16 protein-coding genes are annotated in these 25,868 nt (G+C 61.8%); 8 read left to right on the forward strand and 8 right to left on the reverse strand.

Annotated elements, in window-relative coordinates:
- The first annotated feature begins 68 nt into the window (after positions 1-68).
- Both ACW9IB_RS19815 and ACW9IB_RS19820 read left to right on the forward strand, forming a co-directional pair.
- A complete protein-coding gene (locus ACW9IB_RS19815; RefSeq protein ID WP_457415061.1) occupies positions 69-920 on the forward strand; it encodes a CAP domain-containing protein in 852 nt (283 codons plus the stop codon).
- Positions 921-1,061: 141 nt separating this feature from the next.
- Complete coding sequence (locus tag ACW9IB_RS19820; RefSeq protein ID WP_457415063.1) at positions 1,062-3,248, forward strand: GAF domain-containing protein; 2,187 nt, start codon at positions 1,062-1,064, stop codon at positions 3,246-3,248.
- A gap of 8 nt (positions 3,249-3,256) precedes the next feature.
- Here ACW9IB_RS19820 and ACW9IB_RS19825 read toward each other — a convergent pair whose 3' ends face one another.
- The 5 genes from ACW9IB_RS19825 to ACW9IB_RS19845 form a co-directional block, all read right to left on the reverse strand.
- The gene (locus ACW9IB_RS19825) at positions 3,257-4,423 is read right to left on the reverse strand and encodes a diguanylate cyclase (protein WP_457415064.1); all 1,167 of its coding nucleotides are present in this window, start codon (positions 4,421-4,423) and stop codon (positions 3,257-3,259) included.
- Positions 4,424-4,526: 103 nt separating this feature from the next.
- On the reverse strand, positions 4,527-8,687 hold the full coding sequence (locus ACW9IB_RS19830; RefSeq protein ID WP_457415066.1) for a hypothetical protein: 4,161 nt from the start codon (positions 8,685-8,687) through the stop codon (positions 4,527-4,529).
- A 225-nt stretch (positions 8,688-8,912) separates the two neighbouring features.
- Positions 8,913-11,144, reverse strand: a complete 2,232-nt coding sequence (glgB, locus tag ACW9IB_RS19835; RefSeq protein WP_457415068.1) for a 1,4-alpha-glucan branching protein GlgB — start codon at positions 11,142-11,144, stop codon at positions 8,913-8,915.
- Positions 11,141-14,488: a maltose alpha-D-glucosyltransferase gene (gene treS, locus ACW9IB_RS19840; protein ID WP_457415070.1), complete on the reverse strand. Its 3,348-nt coding sequence runs from the start codon at positions 14,486-14,488 to the stop codon at positions 11,141-11,143. Before treS ends, glgB begins: the two co-directional genes overlap by 4 nt.
- 164 nt (positions 14,489-14,652) lie before the next feature.
- Positions 14,653-16,641 carry an alpha-1,4-glucan--maltose-1-phosphate maltosyltransferase gene (locus tag ACW9IB_RS19845; RefSeq protein WP_457415072.1) on the reverse strand — a complete coding sequence of 663 codons (1,989 nt, stop codon included), beginning with the start codon at positions 16,639-16,641 and terminating at the stop codon, positions 14,653-14,655.
- Positions 16,642-16,844: 203 nt separating this feature from the next.
- Here ACW9IB_RS19845 and ACW9IB_RS19850 point away from each other — a divergent pair, with 203 nt between their 5' ends.
- Together ACW9IB_RS19850 and ACW9IB_RS19855 are read left to right on the forward strand one after the other, a co-directional pair.
- On the forward strand, positions 16,845-17,003 hold the full coding sequence (locus tag ACW9IB_RS19850; RefSeq protein WP_457364780.1) for a hypothetical protein: 159 nt from the start codon (positions 16,845-16,847) through the stop codon (positions 17,001-17,003).
- A 324-nt stretch (positions 17,004-17,327) separates the two neighbouring features.
- Positions 17,328-18,170: a M10 family metallopeptidase C-terminal domain-containing protein gene (locus tag ACW9IB_RS19855; RefSeq protein WP_457415074.1), complete on the forward strand. Its 843-nt coding sequence runs from the start codon at positions 17,328-17,330 to the stop codon at positions 18,168-18,170.
- Here the strand turns inward: ACW9IB_RS19855 and ACW9IB_RS19860 are convergent, their stop codons facing one another.
- Entirely contained in the window at positions 18,171-18,665 is a 495-nt protein-coding gene (locus tag ACW9IB_RS19860) for an MgtC/SapB family protein (protein ID WP_457415076.1), read from the reverse strand.
- A gap of 124 nt (positions 18,666-18,789) precedes the next feature.
- Here ACW9IB_RS19860 and ACW9IB_RS19865 point away from each other — a divergent pair, with 124 nt between their 5' ends.
- From ACW9IB_RS19865 to ACW9IB_RS19880, 4 genes are all read left to right on the forward strand, one after another.
- Entirely contained in the window at positions 18,790-19,029 is a 240-nt protein-coding gene (locus ACW9IB_RS19865; protein ID WP_457415078.1) for a DUF3203 family protein, read from the forward strand.
- Between the two features lie 184 nt (positions 19,030-19,213).
- On the forward strand, positions 19,214-20,629 hold the full coding sequence (gene ccoG, locus ACW9IB_RS19870) for a cytochrome c oxidase accessory protein CcoG (protein ID WP_457415080.1): 1,416 nt from the start codon (positions 19,214-19,216) through the stop codon (positions 20,627-20,629).
- A 158-nt stretch (positions 20,630-20,787) separates the two neighbouring features.
- Positions 20,788-22,197, forward strand: coding sequence for a GntR family transcriptional regulator MpaR (gene mapR / locus ACW9IB_RS19875; protein WP_457364785.1), 1,410 nt, complete (start codon positions 20,788-20,790; stop codon positions 22,195-22,197).
- Positions 22,198-22,271: 74 nt separating this feature from the next.
- Complete coding sequence (locus tag ACW9IB_RS19880; RefSeq protein ID WP_457415082.1) at positions 22,272-22,712, forward strand: hypothetical protein; 441 nt, start codon at positions 22,272-22,274, stop codon at positions 22,710-22,712.
- A gap of 11 nt (positions 22,713-22,723) precedes the next feature.
- Here ACW9IB_RS19880 and ACW9IB_RS19885 read toward each other — a convergent pair whose 3' ends face one another.
- Complete coding sequence (locus ACW9IB_RS19885; protein ID WP_457415084.1) at positions 22,724-23,470, reverse strand: SDR family oxidoreductase; 747 nt, start codon at positions 23,468-23,470, stop codon at positions 22,724-22,726.
- A gap of 54 nt (positions 23,471-23,524) precedes the next feature.
- Positions 23,525-25,621, reverse strand: a complete 2,097-nt coding sequence (locus ACW9IB_RS19890; RefSeq protein WP_457415085.1) for a putative bifunctional diguanylate cyclase/phosphodiesterase — start codon at positions 25,619-25,621, stop codon at positions 23,525-23,527.
- Positions 25,622-25,868: the final 247 nt, after the last annotated feature.

The following is a 25,868-nucleotide window of genomic DNA, read 5'->3' on the forward strand; positions in this document are numbered from 1 at the left end:
AAAAGGCGTTGCGCCAGACCGGGTTACATCGCGCATCATGGGCACTTTCAAGCTCAAGGGTAACGTCCATGCGCGTTCTGTCATTGATGATGGGTCTTACGACGCTGGCCGCCAACATGGCGTTCTGCGCCAGCGCGTTGGCGAATGAAGAAAGTCAGTTGGTGCAACAGATCAACCAGTATCGCAGCCAGGTGCAACGCTGCGGCGACCAGGGTTCCCAGGAGCTGCCGCCATTGGCCAGTGACACGCGCCTGGTGCTGCCGGCCACCAATGTCGGCGACTTGCAACAGGCCCTGGCCCGCGCCGCCTACCCCATGGTGAATGTGCAAGCCATCAGTCTGTCCGGTCCCCGGGATGCCCAGGCCGCGATGAAGGCGGTGCGCGAGAGTTTCTGTCGTGTGGTGCTGGACCCGCAATTCGTCGACATCGGTGTGAGCAACAGTGGCCAGGACTGGCGCATCGTGCTTGCGCGCCCGTTGCTGTCCAGTGGCCTGGGCGACTGGCAGACCGAAGGCAAGCAACTGCTGGGCCTGATCAACACCGCCCGTCAACAGCCACGCCAGTGCGGCACCCAGGCGTTTGCCGCGACCACGCCCCTGTCGTGGAACGATGACCTGGCGGGCGCCGCCAACAGCCACACCCGCAACATGGCCAACGGCAACTTCTTCGACCATCTGGACCACGACGGCCGCACCCCGGGCGACCGTGCCGAACTGGCCGGGTACATCGCGAAGAACATCGGCGAAAACATCGCCGCCGGCCTGGACACTCCACGCAAAGTGGTGGACGGCTGGCTCGCCAGCCCAGGGCATTGCGCCAACCTGATGAACCCGCAATTTCGCGACCTGGGTGCAGCCTATGCCATGGACCCGAAGAGCGATGCGGGCATTTACTGGACCGGGGTTTTCGGTTCCCAGTAGTCGACAGGCTGGCCGGGTTCAATGACGAGAGCATCAAATTGCCACCTGTTGCGAACTGGCGCCGGCTCTGCCGGTCTAGTAGCGTGATAGCCTGATCTTCCAGGTGACTGAGACGAGCGTGGCCAACAAGGTGTTCTCCCAATGATGAATTGGCTGCAAAGCAGCAGCGACATGGCCGAACGGGTTCGTCAGCATGATTGGTCCAACACGCCCCTCGGGCCGCTGGAACAATGGCCCGATGTACTCAAGACCACCGTGGCCCTGTGCTTTGCCTCGAGCTTCCCCCAATCCATCGTCTGGGGGCCGCAACTGACCATGCTGTACAACGACGCGTTCATTCCGATCCTGGGCGATAAACCTTATGCCCTGGGCCGCCCCTTCAGCGAAGTGTGGCGTGAGGTCTGGGCCGACGTCAGCCCCATTGCCCAGGCCGCGTTCGAAGGGCATGCCACCTATATCGAGAACTTTCCGCTGCTGATCGAGCGCGGTGCCGGTCCCGAGCAGGCGTACTTCACCTTCTGCTACAGCCCGATCCGCGACCCCCAGGGCAAGGTCGTGGGCATGCTGGACACCGTCACCGAAACCACCGCCACCGTGTTCCTCGCGCGCCGCCTGGCGGTGCTCGACGCCGTCGGCAGCGCGGTGGCCAACGCCACCGACGCCGAAGCCATCATGACCACCACCACCCGGTTGCTGGCCGAGCACCTGCAGGTGTCCAACTGTGCCTATGCCGATATGGATGCCGATGAAGATGGCTTCACCATTCGCGGCAATTGGGCCGCGCCAGGTTCGCCGAGCATCGTGGGACGCTACAGCCTGGCCTCGTTCGGCGCGCGGGCGGTGCAGCGCCTGAACGCCGGCGAGCCGCTGGTGGTGCAGGACAACCGGATCGAGTTTGCGCCGGAAGAAGCCGCCAGCTATCAAGCCCTCGGCGCCCTTGCCACGGTCTGTTTCCCGCTGATCAAGGATGGCCGCCTGACGGCGCTGATGGCGGTGCATCACAAGGCGGCGCGGGTCTGGTCGCCCTACGACCTGGCGCTGGTGGGGGAAGTCACCGAGCGCTCCTGGGCGCATATCGAGCGGGTTCGCGCCGATGCCGCCGTGCGCGAGGGCCTGGCGGCCTTTACCGAATTGAACGCGACGCTGGAACAACGGGTGGAAGAACGCACCACCGCACTGACCCAGGCCGAAGCCGCGCTGCACCAGTCGCAGAAGCTGGAGGCCATCGGCCAATTGACCGGCGGTGTGGCCCATGACTTCAACAACCTGCTGACCATCATTCGTTCCTCCGTGGACTTCCTGCGCCAACCGGGCCTGTCCGAAGAGCGGCGTCAGCGCTATATGGGCGCGGTTTCCGACACGGTGGAGCGCGCCAGCAAACTCACCAGCCAATTGCTCGCGTTCGCGCGGCGCCAGCCGCTGAACCCGGAAGTCTTCGATGTGGGGCAGCGGGTACGCAACATCGGCGAAATGCTCGAAAGCCTGACCGGCACACACATTCGCGTACAACTGGAGTTACCCGAAGATCCCTGCCATGTGCATGCCGACTCCAGCCAGTTCGAAACCGCACTGATCAACATGGCGCTCAACGCCCGGGATGCCATGGACGGCCAGGGTACCTTGACCCTGCGTGTGGCCAAGGTGCCGGTGCTGCCACGCATCCGGGGCGATGCCGACACGCCCCGGCCCTTTGTCAGCGTGGCCCTGACCGACACCGGCAGCGGCATTCCCGATGGCACCTTCGAGCGCATTTTCGAGCCCTTCTTCACCACCAAGGCCGTCGGCAAGGGCACCGGGCTGGGGCTGTCTCAGGTGTTCGGCTTTGCCAAGCAGTCCGGCGGCAATGTCGATGTGGTCAGCACCCTGGGCCAAGGCAGCGTGTTTACCCTGTATTTGCCCGAAGTGGCCCCGGCAAACACCCCGAGCGTCGCCGTTCAGCCCCCCCAGACGGCCATACCCGACCCCGCCCTGCGCCACATTCTGATCGTTGAGGACAACCTGGAGGTCGGCCGCTTCGCCAATCAGATCCTCCAGGACCTGGGCTACCAGACCACCTGGGCCACCGATGCCGAACAGGCGCTGGCGCTGGCCGGACCGGAGGCCATGGCCTTCGACGGGATCTTCTCGGATGTGGTGATGCCGGGCATCACCGGCGTGGCCATGGCCAAAGTACTGCGACAACGCCGACCGGACCTGCCGGTGGTGCTCACCTCGGGCTACAGCGAAGAACTGGCCGACAGTGGTTACGAGGGCTTCGAATTCCTGGCCAAGCCCTACTCCGCCGACCAGGTCGCGCGGGCGCTGGCCAGGGCCATGCACAAGGACTGAGCCGCGCCCTACTCGGCTACCGCCACCTGATTACGCCCCATGGCCTTGGCCCGGTACAACGCCTTGTCGGCGGTGTTCATCAGGCTGTGCAGGTCCTGGTCATGGGCGTGGGTTGAAGCAACGCCCAGGCTGGCGGTCAGCCCGTGCACCGGTTCGGAGGACAGGCCCGAGATCGCCTTGATCAATTGCTCGGCGATGTCCCGCGCGGTTTCCAGCGACGTATTGGGCAGCAGCACCGCGAACTCTTCACCGCCCAGCCGGCCATACACATCGGCTTGACGGAACGAGGCACTGATCACCCCGCCAATCTGGCGCAGCACCTGATCGCCGGCCTGGTGGCCGTAGGTGTCATTGATGTCCTTGAAGTGGTCCATGTCCATCATCAGCGCGCACAACGGCTGATGGTTGTGGCGGCACTGGGCGTACAACACCTGGGCATGTTCGAAAAAGGCCCGGCGGTTCATCAGGCCGGTGAGTTCATCGGTCTGGGCAGCGCGGGTGGAGATATTGTGCGCGCGCTCCATCTGCCGGGTCAGGCGGAAGGCTTTTTCCAGGGCATCGGAGAGCTTGCGCGTGGCGCTGACCACGAAGGAGGAGAACACCAGCACCGCAATCGCCACCCCCACTTGCATCGGCGACGGCTGGAACAGCAGCCACAGGGTGCACGGCAGCAGCACCAGCCCCATGGACACCAGCGTCATATAGCGATATGCCGAGTAACAGGAGACCGCACTGACCGACATGCCCACGGTAAACAGCATGACCAGCACCTGGGACAGCCGGTCGTCGGTCGGCATCACCGCCAGTGCCCCCAGGCCCCAGACCCCGGCCGAGAGCATCAGCGTGATCCAGTAACGACGCTCCCAGCGCTCGGGTGTGCGCTCGGCGTTGGGGCAGCGGAACCACTCCATGAACATCTTGATGCGCAACAGCGACGTCGCCGCCAGCACCACCAGCCAGACCAGAATCACCTCATGGTCAAAACGGTCCCAACACAGCCAGCACAGCATGACAGCGCCCAGATAGCTACCGAAAATCGCAGCAAATGACTGGCGAAACAGTTGGTGCAAACGGTCTGTCCGCACCTGCTCTTCGATAAAGCCATCCTGGTCTTGCCCACGCCCAAGGCCCTTCATGAAATCCGCCCGATCCGACTGCCATGACAAAGGCGCCATTGTGGCACCCTGCCAGCAACGTGGACAACTGAATCACGCCAGATAGAGGCATTGTCGGGCCCTGCCCGACTGAAATACCCGGCTACAGGTCGATCTCCCGCTCTTAAAACACTTGGGCCTCCCCATTGACCGTTGCATCGATCCAGCTGGGCGTCATAGGATCACTCCAGACCGACTGCGCGGGTGTTTTCCCGTCACTGACCAGAATCCGCCGGCCCGATTGACTCCATTCCTGCATTCGTTGCTTGAACCGGGCCGGGTAGTCCCTGGCCGGGCAGGTGATGCCCGCCCAGGGATCCACCACCCAGGCGTCTGCCCATTCCGGTCCGGCAAACCCCCGGCTGCGCGGGTGTCCGGGTGGGCCGCCCACGACAGCGAATGTATGCCCCGGCACCTGCGCGATACGGGCATGACCGCCACTGACGTTGATGGTATCGACGGCCACCTTGGCCATTTGATCGCAGTTACCAGCCCCCGTCTTGAGGACAATTTCGGAGTAATTGGGCGCGTTCGTTCGCGTATACAGCCACCCTACCGTCTCAGAAGCGCTCTGATTACGCAGATGCTCACCCGGTAGCCCTGGCACCTGCTGATTAGCGGAGCGGATGCCCGTGGCGTCGAATTGATCATCTACCGTCTTCTTGCCGCCTTGCGCATACACGCCATTCTGCTGTTCAGGCGTCAGTTGAGCGAAGTCCGCAGGCTTCTTGATGGGCTCGAGCCGAATCGGCTTTGCCGCGACCACCACTTTCCCCGGGTTGCTGCCGCTCGCGTAGACACTCATCAAAACCTCACGGCGTTTTTCGACAGGAAGCCCGCTCAACACCTTGATCAAATGGTCGATTTCCGCGGGTGACATGGGGTTCTCCGCCAGGATTTTGTTGATCAGCGTTTCGATGCTCGGCAGGACCACCAACTGATTATTGGGTGTACCTTGCGCCACATGGCCGTGGAGGTCCTTGTATTGATCGTGCTGGCGGATGAAATCCAGGTCGACCGGGTCGTTACGGGTCAGCCGATGGAAATCGAGAGGGCCGGAGCCCGTGAGTTCGGCGTAATAGTGAACGCCCGTGTCGCCCTCCACTACCACGTACTGCCTGCCGCCGTGGTCGACCTTGAAGCCCCTCACAACGCGCTGGTCATGGCTCAAGTCGCTGATCGCATCCAGTTTCACCACCACCGTGTCCCGGTTGAGTGCCCGGGGCTGCCCAAAGTCGTCAAAGCCAAAATCCGGCTCGTTCACCAGCTCGCCGCTCGTTTGGCGCTTGTAGGTGATGGGCTGGCGCGTCGCAATCGGCAAGAGTTCCTGGCTGCCGGCTTCGTTGACTCGGTACAAGCGGTGTTCATGCACCACGGTACGCGGCCCGCTGGATTGCCCGGCCAGGGGAATCAATCGGCGATGCTCGAGGGCCTGGGCATCCTGGAAGACCGGCGTACCACCAGGCTCAATGTGTTTGGTGTAGCACAGGTCGGTGAGGTCACGCTTCGAGCGCTTGCCCGGCGCTCCACACGTCAGCGCGAAGCCATCGAGCGGACCGGTATGCTCCGCGCCACCCAGTTTGATCATTTTGTCGGGGTTACGCGGGTCAAACCGAAAAACGTCGTCACCGACCACCACGTCAGTGTGCGTTTGCCTTTTCAGCACGCGCACTTGATCGCTGGAGATGCCTTCGGGAACTCTTACGACACCGCCTTCGGGCAGTGTCCTGGCGGTGAGCGGCAGGCCCGAGGTGATCTCATAACGCCCTTTGCCAGGCAGTTTGAACGGTAAAGACTGCTTGAACTGGGCAGCACCTGCCTTGATTCTGGCGATGCTCGCGGCGTTGAATTTGAGCGATTTTGTACCTTTGAAGCCAATGCCTGGCAATACAGGGTCCAGTGGGTTCAGGTTGCGGCCCACGGACACACCGAACTCCTTCACCAAAGGTGCGAACTTGGGCAGAAGCCCTCGCAGGGAGATCCGCCCTGCGCCGGACAACAGGCGTACAGAACCCGACGCCAACCGGCCGGCCGGACCGGCGAAGGTCAATAACCCATCTACCATCAGGCTCAGAATGCCCTCTTTGGTGCGACCGTTGACCAAGTCCTCGATCCCGCCCCAGAACGGAATGAAGAACTGCCCCACGCCTTTGATTCGCTCCCAGAACGCTTCGTCATTTTTCTGCGCCGCACTTTCCCGCGCGGGATCCGACGCCGCCCATTCCTGCAAATGGTCTTCATCGACGTAGAACAGGCCACGGCTGATAGCCACGGCGATTTCTTCAGACCGGTTGGACGTCAAAGTCTTGGGGACCGGCGTCTTGGACGGATTGGCCGGGGCAGGAAAGTGCGCCAGTTGCTGCGGCACCACGACGCTGAAGCTTTTCGGTCGCGGCCCCTTCCCGGCCTTGAAGTCATTCCACTCCTGCTTGAATGCCGCCCTGCCCGCGCGACTGTTGCGTACGACGATCGACTCGGACGGAACGCCATCGGTCGAGTGGTCAATGGAAATAAAGTCTTTTGTGTAGCTTTTTTCGGCCGGGTCGTACGACTCCAGGACCGGCTTCAGGTCATCTCGGCGCCGGGCGATACCTTTCACCGGGTTCATTTCGTAGTAGTGGGTCTGCCCTTCATGCTCCGCCTTGATGATGAACCCCGGCCGAGTCACAGCGGCCTTCTTGTCATCTTCGGTCTCCTTGTCAGAGTCAGGTTTGACCCTCAGGGCATACAGCGTGACCTCACCTTGTTCGATCGCCACCCGGTCCTTGAGCGGAAGCTGGGACAAATGACTGGACACCACTCTGGCATAGCCTGCCTTGGCCTGGGTCAGGTAGCGCTCGAACTCGGTCTTGAAGCGGTCCTCATCGTAAACCGGGTATTCGTAGCTCACATCCGAAGGCGCAAGCTTCTCGCCATTAAGGTGTCGATACAGCGCAAAGAACGGGTTGATCAGCGACAGCACTTCAGTGCGGGAAGTACCCTTCTCCATCCGCTCGAAATAATGCTTGCGCAGGGGCACATCCACAGCCAGTTGGGTGGTGGCCTCTACGATGTCACTCACATGCTCGTCAAATACCGAGACAGCCTTGTGGATTTCATCCTGGGAATACGCGTCTTTTTGCGGGATGACGCCCTGCACCGTTGCCCATTCCAGAACGGCTGGAATGCGCGTCGCGGCGATAACCGAGCGCTGTTCGTCCGTGGTCGCCTGCTCGCTCAGCCTGCCAGGCAAGTCGACCAGCTCCTGAAAGCTCATGCGGCGTGCGGAGCCTGGCTCGATCATTTCGGCCAGCGCAACACCGTGCTTGAAGTTCACCCAGACAGCGCTTCCCTGATACGGCAGGGCCTCGGGGATATCCGCGACAGCGAATTCTGCCGGAAAATCGGGTTTCAGAATGTAAGAAGCCAGCTGCGCTTCGAGAGGAGACAGCTTCTTCGCACCCACCAGATGCTGCTGAAAGCTCGCGGTAATCGACGCATAACTTTGCCCCCAATGCTCACGCGAGGTCAGGTCGAACCCTGCCACGTGCCCGTCATGACGTGCTGGCAATGGGTCCAGGCTCAGGGCGATGGCTTTCATCACCAGCCGGACCTTGACGGCTGGGGAAATCACTTGATTCAACGGGTACTCGGCACCGCCCAGCTTTTTCAGCAACGTCTGAAGCAATTGCTCGGCGTTGGGTGACTTGAGTATCAAGGCCAACAGTGCGGCGGGTGTGGCTTTGGCCTTTTCCAGTGCATGCGCGGGAATGCCTTCGGTCAGATAACTGAGCAAGGGTTTCTTGCGCGTGGTTTCTTGCGCGCTGACCACTTCGGCAATAGCGCCCTCGTTGCGCTCATGCAACAGCGCATCGACTTGCGCTGTGTTGTCATCCAGCCCCAGGGATATTTCACTGCGGGTATTTTCCACCGCATCAATCGCCGCTTGCACCTCGGCGGGTGTGCGTGGGTTCGATGGAACGATGCCGTAGAACCTGAGCAGGTTGTCCAACTGGTGGGTGCCCGACGCGGTTTCACCGCTGGACGGTATGAGTGGGGATTGCTTGCCAAGCACCACATGGACTTTTTGGGCATTCGGGTCGCCCTTGCGCGTCTTCAGCTCGCGCAACCCCTTCAACACCTGGTCAAGATCAGCGAGCTTGGCACTCACGGCGTCGGGTTGGGGCGGGTAATCCATGGCCGCCGAAGGCTGGTCTTTTGCGGGGCGTGCCGCAGTTTTTTCAGAAAGCAGGGGGCCGGGAACGGCCAAGGGCTTGCCGGTGGGTTTTAACTGGACTGGCGTCATGGTGTCTCGTCTTCTCTGGGTTGGCGTTCTTAAACCCAACGGAAAGGCGAGTTGAACTGAAAGAACCGCGCCTCATCGCTGAAGTCCCTGTGTGGAAGCCACGTAGGAAAATGTTCCAGAGATATTTGTGACAAGCCGCGTCAACATTCGGTGACGCCAAACGACAACGGGCCGTGCAGCGCGATATAACCGCTGCACGGCCCGTTGAGTGCCTGTTGATTGCTCCTATTCGGGCCGCAGAATCAACACCCCCAGCGGCGGCAAATTCAACGACAACGATACTGGCTGCCCGTGCTGCGGTTCGTCCTGGGTGAAGACATCCCCGCCATTGCCGAAATTCGATCCGGCGTAGGTATCCGCGTCGCTGTTGATCACCTCGCTCCAACGCCCGGCGAACGGCACGCCGACCTTATAGGCTTCACGGGGCACCGGGGTGAAGTTGGCCACCACCAGCACCGGCCTGCCCTCCTGGCTCCAGCGCAGCCAGGCGTAGACGCTGTTGATCGCATCGTCGCCGATCAACCACTGGAAGCCCTGGGGCGCGTGGTCTTGGTCATGCAGGGCAGGCTCTTCGCGGTACAGGCGGTTCAAGTCGCCGACCAGTTTCTGCACACCTTTGTGCTCGGCGTATTGCAGCAGGTACCAGTCCAGTTGCTGGTCGTGGTTCCACTCGCGCCACTGGCCGAACTCGCAGCCCATGAACAGCAGTTTCTTGCCCGGATGCGTCCACATGAATGTCAGATAGGCACGCAGGTTGGCGAACTTCTGCCAGCGGTCGCCGGGCATCTTGTCGATCAGCGAATGTTTGCCGTGCACCACTTCGTCGTGGGAGATCGGCAGGATGAACCGCTCGGACCACGCATACACCAGGCCGAAGCTCAGCTCATTGTGATGATGGGCGCGGTACACCGGGTCCTGCTGGATGTAATGCAGCGAATCGTGCATCCAGCCCATGTTCCACTTGTAGTTGAAACCCAGACCGCCCTGCTGGGTCGGTTGGCTGACCCCCGGCCAGGCAGTGGATTCCTCGGCGATCACCAATGCGCCCGGCGCCTCCAGCGCAACCACATCGTTGAGATGGCGCAGGAAATCGATGGCTTCCAGGTTCTCGCGACCTCCGTGGCGGTTGGGCACCCACTCGCCGGCCTTGCGCGAATAGTCGCGATAGAGCATCGAGGCCACGGCATCCACACGCAGGCCGTCGACGTGAAAGTGTTTGAGCCAGTGCAGCGCCGAAGCCAGCATGAAACCGTGCACTTCGGTGCGACCCAGGTTGTAGATCAGGGTGTCCCAATCCTGGTGAAAGCCTTCCAGCGGGTTGGCGTATTCGTACAGCGCCGTGCCATCGAAATTCGCCAGACCGTGGGTATCGGTGGGGAAATGCGCCGGTACCCAATCGAGAATCACGCCGATATCAGCCTGATGCAGGGCATTGACGAAGTAAGCGAAATCCTCGGGCGAGCCGAAGCGCGCCGTGGGCGCAAATTGTGACAGCGCCTGGTAACCCCAGGAGCCGCCAAAGGGGTGTTCCATGATGGGCATCAGCTCGACATGGGTGAAGCCCAACTGCTGCACATAGGGGATCAGGCGTTCGGCCAGCTCGCGCCAGTGGTACTGGCGGGACACTTCACCGGCCTCGTCCAGCTCGCATTGCCAGGAGCCCACATGCAGTTCGTAGATCGACAGCGGCGCAGTACTCTTCTGTTTTTCGACCCGCGCCTGCATCCACGCATGGTCCTGCCAGTCCACCTGTAACGGCGCCGCGACCTTCGACGCGGTGTCGGGCGGCAACTGGGTAGCCAGCGCCACCGGGTCGGCTTTGAGCGGCAAAATCCCATGGGCGCCCAGAATCTCGTACTTGTAGGCCGCACCCGGTTGCAAGCGTGGGATAAATATCTCCCATACGCCGGAAGGATGGCGCAGACGCATGGGATGCCGGCGGCCGTCCCAGACGTTGAAGTCACCCACCACCGACACCCGCCGTGCATTCGGTGCCCACACGGCAAAGCGCACACCCTGCACGCCGTCGATGTTCACCACCTGGGCGCCCAGGCAACTGCTGAGGTCACGGTGGTTGCCTTCGGCAAACAGGTACAAGTCCATTTCACCCAGCAACAACTGGCTGAAACTGTAGGGATCTTCGGTGATCTGCTCGCCGCCGGCCCACTGGATCTTGAGCAGGTAGGGCTGGCGATGGTCGAGGTGCCCGACGAACAATCCCGGCACCTGGCTTGCGTCCAGATTGCCCAGCGATTCGCCGCCCTCCCGCGCCAGCACCTGCACGCTCAGCGCTTCCGGCAAATACGCGCGGATAAACTGGCCGCCCTGCTCATCATCATGGGGCCCGAGAATCGAAAACGGGTCCTGGTGTTCGGCGCGTACCAGCGCCTCGACGTCCCGGGACGCCGGCAATGCAGTCAACTTCGGCTGCAGCGGTTCTTTGTGCGTAAAGCTCATGACGTCTCCCCACCGCGTGCAGTTTTCAATATAGGTGCCAACCCGCTCAGCAACCCGTGCAACCCCTGGAGGGGCACCGGCAGCCAGCCCGGGCGGTTTTCCGCTTCATAAGCCACTTCGTACGCGGCTTTCTCCAGGCTGAACAACGTCAGCGCGGCGTCCTGGCCTTTGGCATCCTGCCAGTCATGCGCCAGTGTAGACGTAGCCGCCTGATAAGCCTGGATAAATGCCTGGCGCGCTTCCTTCAGGTAACGCTCGGTCACGCGTTTGCGCGCCTGGTCGGCTTCGGGCGACTGATCCACCCCCTGCCCGTTCAAGGCCATGGCGGCCGCGTAATCGAAGGAGCGCAACACACCGCTCACATCTTTATACGGGCTGTGCCTGCCGCGCCGTTCGTGCAGCGCACGTGCCGGCTCGCCCTCGAAGTCGATCAAATAGGCATCACCTTTCACCACCAGTACCTGGCCCAGGTGCAAATCCCCATGTACCCGAATTCGCAGTCCGCCCAGGGTAGCTTTCGCCAATGCCTGGACGTGGCCGGCGATGGCTTTTTTCTGCGCCAGCAAGTCACTGACCAACGCCTGATCAGCAGGGTTCAACTGAGTTTGATGAAGTTTGAGCAATTGCAGCGCGCGATCGATCTGCGCACCCACGTCCCTGGCCCACGCCTGGGTGTCCTTGACCGTGGTGCCTTCGGGCTTGAAATCCTTGTTGACGGTCTTGGCGCCCAGCACCTGGTGCATTTCACCGAGGCGCTGACCCAGCAACCCGGCAAAATCCTTCAGCTCGCCAAGGGCGTTGTAGTGCTGTTCCTGTTCGGAGATGGCTTCGGCCAGTTCATCGCGAATCGCTCGCTCCAGGCTGTTTTGCGTCCAGGCCCAGGCATCCCCCTGGTTGCTCAAATAGCCTTGGGCGATCATCAGCAGATTATCGTTCCCTGTTTCGTCGCGGCGGATCACCGAGCCCAGCAAGGGCGAGATGTTGGGATAGCCAGCCGCGGTCAGGTACGCGCTCATTTCCAGTTCAGGGTGCACGCCGCTTGCCACTTTGCGGATCAACTTGAGCACCAGGCTCTCGCCCACCACCACCGAGCTGTTGGACTGTTCGGCAGAGAGGTAGCGCACCGGCGACTCATCGTTGAGCTGCAATGGAACCAAGTGCGGCGTCGCTTCGAAACGCAACTCACCGTCGCTGGATGGCAAGCGAGTGCCCGCCTGCAGACCATGGATCACCGCGCGAATAAACGGCTCGAGGCTGAACGCGTCGGTCACCAGGCCCACCTGGCGGTTGCGGCGTACCCGGGCCAGGGCCAGTTGTTGTGGCAAGGCACTGGTGAACTGGTCTTCGCCCAGGAAACCGAATGGCAATTGGTAGCGGCTGACCTGCCCGGCGCTGGTCACCTCGATTTCGCTGAGCAGGACCGGGTGCTCCGAGTCACCAAACCGTACGCCGTAGACGATGTGCACCGCGTCGATGGCGCTGTCTTTGCCGGCAAACCAGCGGCGCTTGCCCAGCCAGGCCGGCAATGAGGTCTGCTCCAGGGTCGCGCGACAAGGTTCTTCCAGCAGCTCTTCCATGCGTTTTTTCAGGACCAGGGTGGTGAAGTCCGGCATGCCTTGCGCCGGTTCCACATGCCAGCTGGGCATCTGATTTTCCGCCGCCAGCACAAACCAATAGAAACCATACGGCGCCAGGGTCAGCAAAAAATTCAGCTGGCCGATGGGAGGAAAGGCATTCCCGCCGAGCATTTCCACCGGCACCATGCCGGCAAACGCCGACAGGTCCAGTTCGGCGGCCTGGGCGCTGCGCGACACGTTGGCCACGCACAAGATAATTTCCGTACGCCCGTCTTCGCCGGTGTATTCGCGGGTATAGGCCAGGATGCGGCGGTTGCTCGGCGAAAGCATCTTCAGGCTGCCACGGCCAAACGCCTTGGACTGTTTACGGATCGCCAGCATGCGCCGCGTCCAATTCAGCAGCGAGTGCGGGTCCTGGGCCTGGGTTTCGACGTTGACCGATTGGTAGCCGTAGAGCGGGTCCATGATCGGCGGCAGCACCAGGCTGGCCGGATCGGCGCGGGAGAATCCGCCATTGCGGTCGATGGACCACTGCATCGGCGTGCGCACGCCATCGCGGTCGCCGAGGTAGATATTGTCGCCCATGCCGATTTCATCGCCGTAATACAAGGTCGGCGTGCCCGGCATCGACAGCAACAGGCTGTTGAGCAGCTCGACCCGGCGCCGGTCGCGCTCCATCAACGGCGCCAGGCGTCGGCGAATGCCCAGGTTGATGCGCGCGCGACGGTCGGCAGCGTAGTAGTTCCACAGGTAGTCGCGCTCTTTGTCGGTGACCATTTCCAGGGTCAGCTCATCGTGGTTGCGCAGGAAGATCGCCCATTGGCAATGGGCGGGAATTTCCGGGGTCTGGCGCAAAATATCGGTGATCGGGAAGCGATCTTCCTGGGCCAGCGCCATGTACATGCGGGGCATCAGCGGGAAGTGAAAGGCCATGTGGCACTCGTCACCGTCGTCGCCCTTCTGCTCGCCGAAATACAGCTGGGTGTCCTCCGGCCACTGGTTGGCCTCGGCCAGCAGCATGCGGTCCGGGTAATGGGCGTCGATCTCGGCACGGATCTGCCTGAGCACCGCGTGGGTTTCCGGCAGGTTTTCGTTGTTCGTACCGTCGCGCTCGATCAGGTAGGGAATGGCGTCCAGGCGCAGGCCGTCGATGCCCATGTCCAGCCAGTAACGCATCACGCCCAGCACGGCCTTCATGACCTGCGGGTTGTCGAAATTGAGGTCCGGCTGGTGGGAATAGAAGCGGTGCCAGAAGTATTGGCCGGCCACCGGGTCCCAGGTCCAGTTGGACTTTTCGGTGTCGAGAAAGATGATGCGGGTGCCATCGTATTTCTGGTCGTCATCGGACCACACGTAGAAGTCCCGCGCCGCCGAACCGGGTTTGGCCTTGCGCGCACGCTGGAACCAGGGGTGCTGGTCGGAAGTGTGGTTGATCACCAGTTCCGTGATGACCCGCAGCCCGCGTTTGTGGGCCTCGGCGATAAAACGCTTGGCGTCGGCCAGGGTGCCGTAGTCGCTGTGCACGCCGCGGTATTCGGCGATGTCGTAGCCGTCGTCGCGGCGTGGCGAAGGATAGAACGGCAGCAGCCAGATGGTGTTCACGCCCAGGTCGGCAATGTAGTCGAGCTTGGCGATCAGCCCGGGAAAATCGCCGATGCCGTCGTTGTTGGCGTCGAAATAGGACTTGACGTGAACCTGGTAGATCACCGCGTCCTTATACCAGAGCGGGTCCTTGATGAAAGTGGCTGGCTTGGGTTTCTTCGCCATTGGAAACTCCCGAAATGCTTTGAGATCTGCCTGATGGAACGCGATCAATGTGGGAGCTGGCTTGCCTGCGATAGCGGTCTGTCAGAAGCGAGAATATTGACTGATAGATCGTTATCGCAGGCAAGCCAGCTCCCACAGGGGTAAGCCGCCCGTCTCAGAAAGTCTCAGGAATATGTAATACGCCAAATCCCGAACGGCATCTGCGGCTCCAGCCGCGTCCACTGGGTCTTGCCGTACCAAGTCCAGCGATGACCGTTCATCAGGTCTTCGCCCTGGGTCTGCGCATCGTCCGGCAGCCCCATTTCCCACAGCGGCAATTCGAAATGCGCCTCCTGGGCGTTGAAGGGATCGAGGTTGACCGCCACCAGAATGAAATTACTGCCATCCTCGCTGCGTTTGCCGAAATACAGGATGTGGTCGTTCCAGGCGTTGTAGAGCTTGAGCCCCAGGTGCGTCTGCAAGGCCGGGTTCTGCCGGCGGATACGGTTGAGCTGGGCGATCTCGGCAATGATGTTGCCGGGCGCGTTGAAATCCCGTGGACGAATCTCGTACTTCTCCGAGTCCAGGTATTCCTCCTTGCCCGGCACCGGCGCGGCTTCGCACAGCTCATAACCCGAGTACATGCCCCACAGGCCGGAGCCCATGGTGGCCAGCGCGGCGCGGATCAGAAAACCCGGGCGTCCCGATTCATGCAGGAAGCCGGGGTTGATATCCGGCGTATTGACGAAGAAGTTCGGGCGATAGCACTCACGCCACGGCGACGCGTTCAACTGCGTCAGGTACTCACTCAGCTCGGCCTTGGTGTTGCGCCAGGTGAAATAGGTGTAGCTCTGGGAATAACCGACCTTGCCCAGGCGCGCCATCATCGCGGGCGTGGTGAAGGCTTCGGCGAGGAAGATCACGTCGGGGTACTTGGCGCGCACATCGCTGATCAACCATTGCCAGAAGGGCAAGGGTTTGGTGTGGGGATTGTCGACGCGAAAGGTCTTCACGCCCTCTTCCACCCAGCCCACCACGATATCGCGCAGCTCGGTCCATAGACTGGGGATCGCATCGGCCGCATAAAAATCGACGTTGACGATGTCCTGGTATTTTTTCGGCGGGTTTTCCGCGTATTTGATCGTGCCGTCCGGGCGCCAGTTGAACCAGCCAGGGTGTTGCTTGAGCCACGGGTGATCCTGGGAACACTGGATCGCGAAGTCCAGCGCGATTTCCAGGCCATGCTCGGCGGCGGCCTTGACCAGGCGCCGGAAGTCATCGCGACTGCCCAACTGCGGGTGAATCGCCTCGTGGCCACCGTCGGCACTGCCGATGGCGTACGGGCTGCCCGGGTCATCAGGGCCGGCGGTCAGGGAATTGTTGCGGCCTTTGCGGTGGCTGCGACCGATGGGGTGGATCGGCGGGAAATACAGCACGTCGAAGCCCATGTCATGGATCGTCGACAGCCGCGAATGCACATCGTTGAAGGTGCCGTGGCGTGCAGGATCGTCGGTGATCGAACGCGGAAACAGTTCGTACCAGCTGGCAAATTGTGCGGCCTGGCGCTCGACATCGATTGGATAGACCGTGCCGATGCTCAGATAGGCACGATGATCGGCCTGGGTCATCAGGTGTGCACTGTCTTCGTGCAGAAACTGCGCGACCTGCTCGGTTTCCAGCAGACCGGAGAGTTCGTGGTGCAGCAGCATCAGGCGATCGCGCAGCTCGTTATCGCTGCGCTCCGCAGCCTGCAACACGAGGCTGCGGCCTTCCTGCAATTCCAGGCTGACCGGCACGCCGGCTTCGTGTTTCTTGCGCAGCTCATAGCAGAAGCTGGCGTAGGTATCGATCCAGGCTTCGATGCAGTATTCGTGCGGCCCCTGGCGCGTCACGGTGAAAGCGCCTTCCCAGCCGTTATTGCCCACATCGGTCATGACCACGCTGTGCCAGCGCTCTTCCCCCAGCGGGCGCCAGCGCACCAGCACCGCGAGTTTGTCATGACCGTCGGCAAACACCTTGCTGGTGACGTGGATCCGCTGGCCCACCACGGCCTTGACCGCAAAATCGCCGCCGTCGATAACCGGCGAAGTGCTTTCGATGGCGATCCTGGGCAACAGCAATGCCTGGGACAGCGGTAGCAAGGATTTGTCTGAAGCCAGTGTTTCAGTCGTCATCGAGCATCTTCCCCTTACGCCCCGTGGACGCTCTCCGCTTGATCCAAATTCTGAACCGGCACGCCCTCCCTGAGCCGCGCCGTCATAGGTCCGAGCCTGGGCGCCGGGCAAAAGTTCAGGTGGATGTGCGGCCATTGAGCGGGGAATCAAACCCGCGCACCGGTTGTCCACCGATACAGCAAAGCACAAAGGAGGCCATACCGATGAATATCCCGATTCCTGCCGAAACCCCGGACCCGAACATCGACAAACCCACCCTGCCGCCGACCGAGCCGGACCCGGTGCCCGAGAAGGAGCCACCGGAAAACCAACCGCCAGCGGTGGAAGAACCGCCGACGACCATGCCGCCGGTGATCGTTTGAATCTTCCGGGAATCAGGCCGGTGCGCATCGGCGAGCGCACCGGTTCAAGCGTCAAACCGTTCTAAAAAGTAAAACTTCCCACAGGATCAAAAGGTTTGTCCTTGGCTGTCGCCAACCCCGTGTTTTTTACACTGCGTGTCGCGCACGCGACGCCCAACCCCTGGGTGACCGCGTTGACTCCTGCGCGAGGACAGACTTATGTGGCCCATCGCTTCCCGACAGAATCATCCCGTCCTGCAACCTCAGTCCGCATCACCGCCTCCTGCGTCAGTGTTGACGCAGGAACACATCGCCGCCCTGTTGAGATCAGGACCGCAATGGTCCGTGCAACCCAAGACCGCTGAAGCGATAGCCTCTGCGCCTGCCCCATCCTCCGGTACCACCCAGGCGCTGAACGAGCTGAGTGCCCTGCTGACCCCAGCCAATCTCGGCCTGTTGTTGCGCTCGCCCACCGACAAAGGCACCAAAGCCCTGCTGGAACAACTGCGCTCATTATTGAGCCCCGGGAATATTGCCAGCCTGTTACGCGGTCCGGACGCCGAAGCAAATGCCAAGGTCCTCAAGACCATTGGCAAGCAACTGAGCAAGGAGACGGTCAGCACTCAGCGAGACCCGGCGCTCGATGAAGTGGGAAAAAACTACAAACGCCAGGAAACACTGAACAACGTTGCCATGCTGCCGCAGTCATTCGACGGTGGCGGGCTCGAGAGTGACGTCTCGCAACAGAACAACATCCAAAAGCGCCTCTCCGGCCTGAAGCGCCAGCTCTCCGAAATCCAGACCGTCGGCAATACGTTGATCGGAATCGGCGAATCATTGACCGCAGACAAGATTGATGCAGCGCGAGGCGCCAACGACGCCCCCCCATCCGCCAGCAACGGCCCGGAAACCTACCGCTATCGCTCGATCGAAGAGTCCACCCTGGGCACGCCCAGCGAAATCAGGAACTTCAATCGAAACGACAAACTGGACCTGTCCGATATTCAACGCCAAACGGGAAAACCGTTACACCTGGTCGAACACTTCTCCGGCGCGCCTGGCGAAATGCAGATCCACTATCTGCCCGGCACCCACACCAGCGTGATCGCCATCAACGGCAACCCCGGCCAACCTCCCATGGTGATCAAGGTGTTTGGCGAGGTGCGGCACAGCAACCTGGTGCTGTGATCAGCGCTCCTTCTCCAGCAGCCTGACGATTTTGGGCATCACGCTGAACACCGCCAGGGCGAGCAAGGTGCTCAGGACCGCTGTCGATTCCCGGCCCAACCCGGCCGAGACCCCGATCGCAGCGGTCATCCACAAGCCGGCGGCAGTGGTCAGGCCCTTGACGTGCCCTTCTTCGTCATCCTTACCCTTGATGATGGTGCCCGCGCCCAGAAAGCCGATACCGGCAATCACACCCTGCACCACACGGCTCATGGCATCCGCCTGATTGCCCGACATCTGCGGCACCAACACGAACAACGCCGCGCCCAGCGCCACCAGCATATGGGTGCGCACGCCGGCCGCCTTGCCCTTGCTCTCGCGCTCGAAGCCCAGAATGCCGCCCAGCACGGCGGCGATCAGCAAGCGCACGGTAATCTGGGTCAGTTGCCTGGCGTCGCCGATATCGGCGAACTCGGCCAGCAGGGTTTGCCACACTTCATGCCACCAGGCGTCCATGGACCGCGCTCCATTATCGTTATCGGTAAAGGATGGACAGCGGCGACCGCCAGTCAGTTGCCTCGAACCATTGGCCCCCCGATTGCCCCTAACACGTACACCGATCCGGAAAAGGAAGATCGCCATGCCCGTACGCATCGAAAACCAGACGTGCTATTTCAAGGTCAATGACGACGGCCAGGAGCAGAGCCTGCCGGCCAGACGGGTGACGGTCAGGACTGATATCCCCAAGGCCATGTCGTATGTCGAGCTCGGCACCCACCCGGTGTACATCACCGAGCAGGAAGCCGATGCGCTCACCGTCGCCGGCGCCGCCGATGAGCGGCAGCACAAGAAGGTCAGCGAACCTGGTTCGGCGATTTGATTGATCTGTATCAGCCCATTTGCAATTGCGCTGTACCCTACGAGATATGGGGTGCAGCGCATTGTCGCAGGGGGCGTCTCACGGTTCATCTGATCCGCTTTTTATAGCCCTATCTGAATCTGTTATGAAAACAGTGCCACGGTCATAGTGCATCCGCCTGATGGAGGCTGATGAGCGAATGACCATGAGCGAAAGAATCCCCGTCCGATCCGTGGAGCTGTACACCCCGAAGCCCCCGAAGAAGGTGAAGGCCAACGCCAGCGACGCGCTGATCCATACCCGCAGTTTTACCGGCCTGTTCCGTACCTTGCGGATCTGCGGTGCCGGTGTTCTGTTCCTGGCGTTCTTCGGCACCGTCTGGCTGAACTGGGGCGGTCGCCAGGCGGTGCTATGGGATCTGGCGCAAAGCCAATTCCACATTTTTGGCGCGACCTTCTGGCCCCAGGACTTCATCCTGCTCTCGGCGCTGCTGATCATCTGCGCCTTCGGCCTGTTCGCCATCACCGTTTTCGCCGGCCGGGTGTGGTGCGGTTATACCTGCCCGCAAAGCACCTTCACCTGGCTGTTCATGTGGTGCGAAAAACTCACCGAAGGCGAGCGCAACCAGCGCATTCGACTGCAAGCAGCGCCGTGGAGCCTGGGCAAACTGGCGCGGCGCTCGGCCAAACACACGTTGTGGCTGGCGATCAGTGTGCTGACCGGGCTGACGTTTGTCGGTTACTTCACCCCCATTCGCCCGCTCGCCACAGAACTGCTGACGCTGCAACTGGGCGGCGTGAGCTTGTTCTGGGTGCTGTTTTTCGCCGCTGCCACCTACCTCAACGCCGGCTGGCTGCGTGAAGCGGTGTGCATGCACATGTGCCCCTATGCACGGTTCCAGAGCGTGATGTTCGACAAAGACACCCTGACCATTGCCTACGACACCGCCCGGGGCGAACACCGTGGGCCGCGCAAGCGTGATGTGCAGCCGGCCAGCGTCGGCCTGGGCGACTGCATCGATTGCCAGCTTTGCGTACAGGTGTGCCCCACCGGCATCGACATCCGTGATGGCTTGCAAATGGAATGCATCGGCTGCGCGGCGTGCATTGATGCGTGCGATTCGATCATGGACAAGATGGGCTACCCCCGTGGCCTGGTGAGCTATACCAGCGAACATCAGTTGCAAGGCGGCAAAACCCACCTGCTCAGGCCACGGTTGATCGGCTACAGTGCCGTGTTGCTGGTGATGATCGCCGCCCTGGTGGTGGCGCTGATCGAACGGCCCATGGTGTCGCTGGATGTCACCAAGGACCGGGGCCTGTTCCGCGAGAACGCCCAGGGCCTGATCGAAAACATCTACAGCCTCAAAGTGATCAACAAGACCCAGCAGCGCCAGGATTACCGTCTGGAACTGGTGGATGCCGAGGGCTTCCAGTTGCAAGGCAAAACCCTGCTCAGCCTGGCCCCGGGAGAAATCAGCGATGTGCCGGTGTCGGTGACGCTGCTGGCCGACAAGCCGACGAACAGTTCGCAGACATTGCGCTTCAAGGTCACGGACGTGGATGAACCCTGGATCTACACTGCCGCCGACAGCCGTTTCGTGGCGCCGCTGAACCGCTGAGATCCATGCGAACCTGTAGAGCTCCACCTGTGGGAGCGGGCTTGCCCGCGATAGCGTCACGTCAGTCAACACTGTCGGCGGATCTGCCGCCGTCATCGCAGGCAAGCCAGCTCCCACATTTTGCCCTGCGTACATTTCAGCAAGTAAATTAGGCCCCCATGAAACGCTACGAAAAATTCGCCGATGACATCGCAGAACTGATCCGCTCCGGCGTGCTTGGCCCCGGCCAGCGCGTGCCCTCGGTGCGCTATGCCAGCCAGACCTACGGGGTGAGCCCGTCCACCGTGTTCCAGGCCTACTACCTGCTGGAACGTCGCGGGCTGATCCGCGCACGACCGCGCTCGGGCTACTTCGTCAACACCCACGCGCCCAGCCCGTTTTCCGAGCCGGTGGTGAGCGAACAGGTGCACGAGTCCACCGAAGTCGATGTGAGCGAGCTGGTGTTCTCGGTGCTCGACTCGATCAAGGACCCGAATACCGTACCGTTCGGCTCGGCGTTCCCCAGTCCGACGCTGTTCCCGCTGCCGCGCCTGGCGCGCTCGCTGGCCAGCGCCGGTCGTGAGATGGACCCGCGCATGGTGGTCACCGATATGTCGCCGGGCAATCCGCAACTGCGCCGGCAAATCGCCCTGCGCTACATGGTCGGCGGCCTGATGCTGCCGATGGAAGAGCTGCTGATCACCAACGGCGCACTCGAGGCCCTGAACCTGTGCCTGCAGGCCGTGACCGAACCGGGCGACCTGGTGGCCATCGAGGCCCCGGCGTTCTATGCCTGCTTGCAAGTCCTCGAACGCTTGAAGCTCAAGGCCGTGGAAATTCCCGTTCATCCCCGCGATGGCATTGACCTCGGCGCCCTGGCGCAGACCCTGGAGCGCTACCCGATCAAGGCCTGCTGGACCATGACCAGCTTCCAGAACCCCATGGGTGCCACCGTGCCCGAAGCGAAAAAGCAGGCCCTGGTCGAACTGTTGCGCAGCCACCAGGTACCGTTGATCGAGGACGATGTGTACGCCGAGCTGTATTACGGCCAGCAAGCACCGAAACCGGCCAAGGCCTTCGACACCGAGGGTCTGGTGATGCATTGCGGATCCTTCGCCAAAAGCCTCGCCCCTGGGTATCGCGTGGGCTGGGTGGCGGCCGGGCGTTTTGCGCAGAAGGTCGAACGCTTGAAGCTGATGACGTCGTTGTGCCCATCGATGCCGGCCCAGGCGGCGATTGCCGATTACCTGCAACACGGCGGCTACGACCGGCATCTGCGCAAACTGCGCTATGCCCTGGAGGAACAGCAAAGCGCCATGCTGGCGGCCATCGCCCGCTACTTCCCGGCACAGACCCGCGTCAGCCGGCCGACCGGCGGCTACTTCCTGTGGCTGGAACTGCCGGAGCAGACCGACTCGCTGAAGCTGTTCCAGATGGCCCTTGCGCAAGGCATCAGCATTGCACCGGGACCGATCTTTTCCGCCACCCGGCGCTTCAGGAACTGCATACGCTTGAACTACGGCAGCCCGTGGACCGAGGCGTCGGAGAAGGCAATGGAGACGTTGGGGCGGATTGTGCGGTCGTTTTAGGTTGCAGCAACGTCACTGGAACCCTCCCTCGCGAAACGCCACTCAGTGACTTTCAACCTGATGCAGAGCCTTTCATGCGCCTCAACGCCCCCAGTGTCATTCCCGGACTTCTTCCCGAACATAACTGGCTGTACGCCCCCACAGCCCCGGAACAGCGCCCCTCCGGCGACACGCGAACAGCCCGACAGATCATCGACACCAGTCCCGCCCTCAAACACCTGTTGCGGCGCCCCCACAGCTACATCATTACCGACGCACTCAAGCGCCAGCTGGGCGATTGGACAGCCACCCATCTCGGCAGGAAACGCCGTGCCGATACGGTCTACAGCCTTGCCCGGGTCGTAAACTTTATCGACAACCTGAATGATCGAAAGGTAGGCAACAGTGAGCGCGGCGACAATAAAATCAACGGCTTTCACAACGCGGGCTATGCCACCCGCAAAAACTCAGAAGCGCGTCTTCTGGTGGAATTTGCAGAAAAAGGTTACGACGCGCTACAGAACCTCGGGCACTGACTGGCCCACCGTCAACGCCCACCGCCCAGATCAAGAAAGGTTCCGGTGGCATAGGAAGCCTTGTCCGACAGCAACCACACAATCGCTTCCGCCACTTCGTCCGGGCGGCCGCCCCGGGCCATGGGAATACCGGACTCCAGCTTGCTGACCCGGTCCGGGTCGCCGCTCAGGGCGTGGAAATCGGTGAAGATGTAGCCCGGGCGCACTGCGTTGACGCGAATGCCCTCGCCGGCGACCTCCTTCGACAGGCCCAGGGTGAAGGTGTCGAGGGCGCCCTTGGAAGCGGCGTAGTCGACGTATTCACCCGGCGAACCCAGGCGCGCCGCCACCGAAGACACATTGACGATGCTGCCGCCCTGCCCACCATGGCGGGGCGACATGCGCAGCACCGCATGCTTGGCGCACAGGATCGGCCCCAGTACGTTGGTCTTCATGATCTTGAGAATGCGGAACTCGGACATTTCATCGACCCGCGATTTGTGGCCCACGGTGCCGGCATTGCTGACCAGCGCCGTGACCCGCCCCAGCTCGGCATCCACACGGTTGAACAGGCCGATCACCTCATCTTCGATACTCACGTCCGCCCGCACGGCAATCGCCTGGGCGCCCAGGCCGCGCACCTGCTCCAGAACACGGTGGGCCGCTTCCTCGTCGGATTGATAGTTAATGCAGATGCGGTAGCCCTGCCGCGCGGCCAGCAAGGCCGTCTCGGCGCCAATCCCGCGACTGCCCCCGGTGATGATGAGGACTTTGTCCATGCCAGCAGTCTCCTGATTCAACCTGATGTGTATGGCTGAACCAGAGAATAGCCGTCACGCACGGCTTTTGTCAGGCGCCACCGCGTCTTCGGCACGCTGGATATCGGCCATGAACCCCTCTGCCGGCAGCGGGTGGCCCAGCAGATACCCTTGCAGGGAATTGCAGCCCAGGCGGGTCAGGAAGCTTTGCTGCACGTCGGTTTCCACGCCCTCGGCGACGATGCGCAGACCCAGGGCCTGGCCCAGCGCAACAATGGCCGAGACGATGGCGGCGTCATCGCTGTCGTGCTCCAGGTCCCGTACGAACCCGCGGTCGATCTTCAGTTCATTGGCCGGCAGGCGCTTGAGGTACATCAGGCTGGAGTAGCCGGTGCCGAAGTCATCGATGGACAGATCGACGCCCATGTCCGACAACTGCTGCAACACCGTCATGCTCGCGTCGGCATCGCTCATGGCGGTGGTTTCGGTGATCTCCAGGGTCAGGTTATTCGCCGCCAACCGGTGCCGCTCCAGCGCCGTGGCCACACTCTTGACCAGCCCGGCATGACAGAACTGCAAGGCCGACAGGTTCACGGCAATCCGCCAATCCTCATACCCTTGGGCATACCAGAGCGCCATCTGGCGACACGCTTCGTTGAGCACCCACTCACCAATGGGGATGATCAACCCGGTCTTTTCCGCCAGTTCGATAAACGTGGCAGGCAACAACAGGCCCTGTTGTGGGTGCTCCCAGCGCAGCAAGGCTTCGGCGCCGACGGCAATCCCGCTGACCGCGTCGAACTTGGGTTGGTAGTACAGGCGAAACTCCCCGTGCTCCAGGGCATTGCGCAGGTCCTGCAACAACTGCAACTGCTTGCGAGCATTGGTGTTCATCGACACATCAAAGAAGCTGTAGCCGTTCTTGCCCATGCCCTTGGCGTGGTACATGGCGGCGTCGGCGTTCATCAGCAATTCCTGGGGATTGCCGCCGTTGCCCGGGTACATGGCGATGCCGACACTGGCGGAAATCTTCAGCTCATGCTCGGCAACCGTGAACGCGCGATTGATCAGCACCACTTGGCGCTCGGCAAGGCGCAGGGCGTCATCCGGCTGGTTCAGTTGCACCAGCAGCACGAACTCGTCACCGCCGATACGCGCCAGGGTGTCCTGGCTACGCAAATCCTCCCGCAGGCGCAGGCCGACTTCGCGCAGCAACTGGTCGCCCATGTGATGGCCGAAGGCGTCGTTGACCGGCTTGAAACCGTCCAGGTCGATAAACATCAATGCAAAGCAACCGCCCTGCTCCTTGACCGCCTGCATGGCCTGTTGGATGCGGTCCGCCAGCAAGGTGCGATTGGGCAGACCGGTGAGCATGTCGTGCAAGGCAAGATGGGTCAGCTCCTGGTTGGCCAGGGTCAGGGAGTCGGCCAGCACGGCGGTACGAGCTTCCAGGCGCGCATCCAGCAGCGAGGTCAACAACGCGATGATCAACACCGCCAGGGATGTCACCAGCACCAGGTTGTCCAGGCCCTTGCCGCTCAAGCCGTTGAGCGCCGCGCCACAGAAACTCTCATCGGCAAACCGCGCGGCGGCCATGCCGGTGTAATGCATGCCGACAATCGCAAAGCCCATCACCACCGCGGCACCTCCGCGTGCCAGACGCACGTAGGGTGTGTCCCGGCGCAGATGGAAAGCGATCCACAACGCCGCGCCGGAGGCTATCACGGCGATCAGCAACGAAGCGCCAAACAGCGTCGGGTCGTAATCGATGCCCGGGGTCATGCGCATCGCGGCCATGCCGGTGTAATGCATGCTGCTGATACCCGCGCCCATGATCAGCGCGCCAAACGCCAGTTGCCAGGCCGGCAGCCGGGGCTGGCTGACCAGCCACAAGGCGAACCCGCAGGACAGCACGGCAATCGCCAATGACAGTGCGGTGATCCCCAGGTCGAAGCCCAGGGCAAACGGCAAACGCAATGCGAGCATGCCGATGAAATGCATCGACCATACCCCCACGCCCATCGCCAGGGCACCGCCCGCCATCCAGAAATAAACCGCCCGGCCTTTGGCGGTCGCGAGGCGACCCGTCAGGTCCAGTGCGGTGTAGGAAGCCAGGATCGCGACGCACAGCGAGATCACGACCAGGGAGGGTGAATAACTACCGATAAGCATGGGACATCTCGTGACCGACGGGCTGGGAACGCCCGTATCCGGGGGCAAAGCGGCGGATTGTAGCGAGAATAATTCTCGGGTGGGGGATTAGTTATCAACGGGCCAGTATTGGGGTTTTGACGTCAAAGTACTGGCCCTTTCAGGAGGATTTCGGGGGTGTTTGCAGACCGGTTTCTGGAAGCCGGTCTCGGCTTCAAATGTGGGAGCGGGCTTGCTCGCGAAGGCGGCGTGTCAGCGATCACATCTC

It is taken from the genome of Pseudomonas sp. SDO524_S393 (assembly GCF_054071875.1).

What these genes read in the sequence shown, in the direction of transcription:
- ACW9IB_RS19860 (WP_457415076.1), bottom strand. Translation starts at nt 18,665, where the DNA reads ATGGACGCCTGGTGGCATGAAGTGTGGCAAACCCTGCTGGCCGAGTTC.
- mapR (WP_457364785.1), top strand. Translation starts at nt 20,788, where the DNA reads ATGAAACGCTACGAAAAATTCGCCGATGACATCGCAGAACTGATCCGC.
- ccoG (WP_457415080.1), top strand. Translation starts at nt 19,214, where the DNA reads ATGAGCGAAAGAATCCCCGTCCGATCCGTGGAGCTGTACACCCCGAAG.
- ACW9IB_RS19815 (WP_457415061.1), top strand. Translation starts at nt 69, where the DNA reads ATGCGCGTTCTGTCATTGATGATGGGTCTTACGACGCTGGCCGCCAAC.
- ACW9IB_RS19880 (WP_457415082.1), top strand. Translation starts at nt 22,272, where the DNA reads ATGCGCCTCAACGCCCCCAGTGTCATTCCCGGACTTCTTCCCGAACAT.
- ACW9IB_RS19865 (WP_457415078.1), top strand. Translation starts at nt 18,790, where the DNA reads ATGCCCGTACGCATCGAAAACCAGACGTGCTATTTCAAGGTCAATGAC.
- ACW9IB_RS19850 (WP_457364780.1), top strand. Translation starts at nt 16,845, where the DNA reads ATGAATATCCCGATTCCTGCCGAAACCCCGGACCCGAACATCGACAAA.
- ACW9IB_RS19845 (WP_457415072.1), bottom strand. Translation starts at nt 16,641, where the DNA reads ATGACGACTGAAACACTGGCTTCAGACAAATCCTTGCTACCGCTGTCC.
- ACW9IB_RS19890 (WP_457415085.1), bottom strand. Translation starts at nt 25,621, where the DNA reads ATGCTTATCGGTAGTTATTCACCCTCCCTGGTCGTGATCTCGCTGTGC.
- ACW9IB_RS19885 (WP_457415084.1), bottom strand. Translation starts at nt 23,470, where the DNA reads ATGGACAAAGTCCTCATCATCACCGGGGGCAGTCGCGGGATTGGCGCC.
- ACW9IB_RS19830 (WP_457415066.1), bottom strand. Translation starts at nt 8,687, where the DNA reads ATGACGCCAGTCCAGTTAAAACCCACCGGCAAGCCCTTGGCCGTTCCC.
- treS (WP_457415070.1), bottom strand. Translation starts at nt 14,488, where the DNA reads ATGGCGAAGAAACCCAAGCCAGCCACTTTCATCAAGGACCCGCTCTGG.
- ACW9IB_RS19820 (WP_457415063.1), top strand. Translation starts at nt 1,062, where the DNA reads ATGATGAATTGGCTGCAAAGCAGCAGCGACATGGCCGAACGGGTTCGT.
- glgB (WP_457415068.1), bottom strand. Translation starts at nt 11,144, where the DNA reads ATGAGCTTTACGCACAAAGAACCGCTGCAGCCGAAGTTGACTGCATTG.
- ACW9IB_RS19825 (WP_457415064.1), bottom strand. Translation starts at nt 4,423, where the DNA reads ATGGCGCCTTTGTCATGGCAGTCGGATCGGGCGGATTTCATGAAGGGC.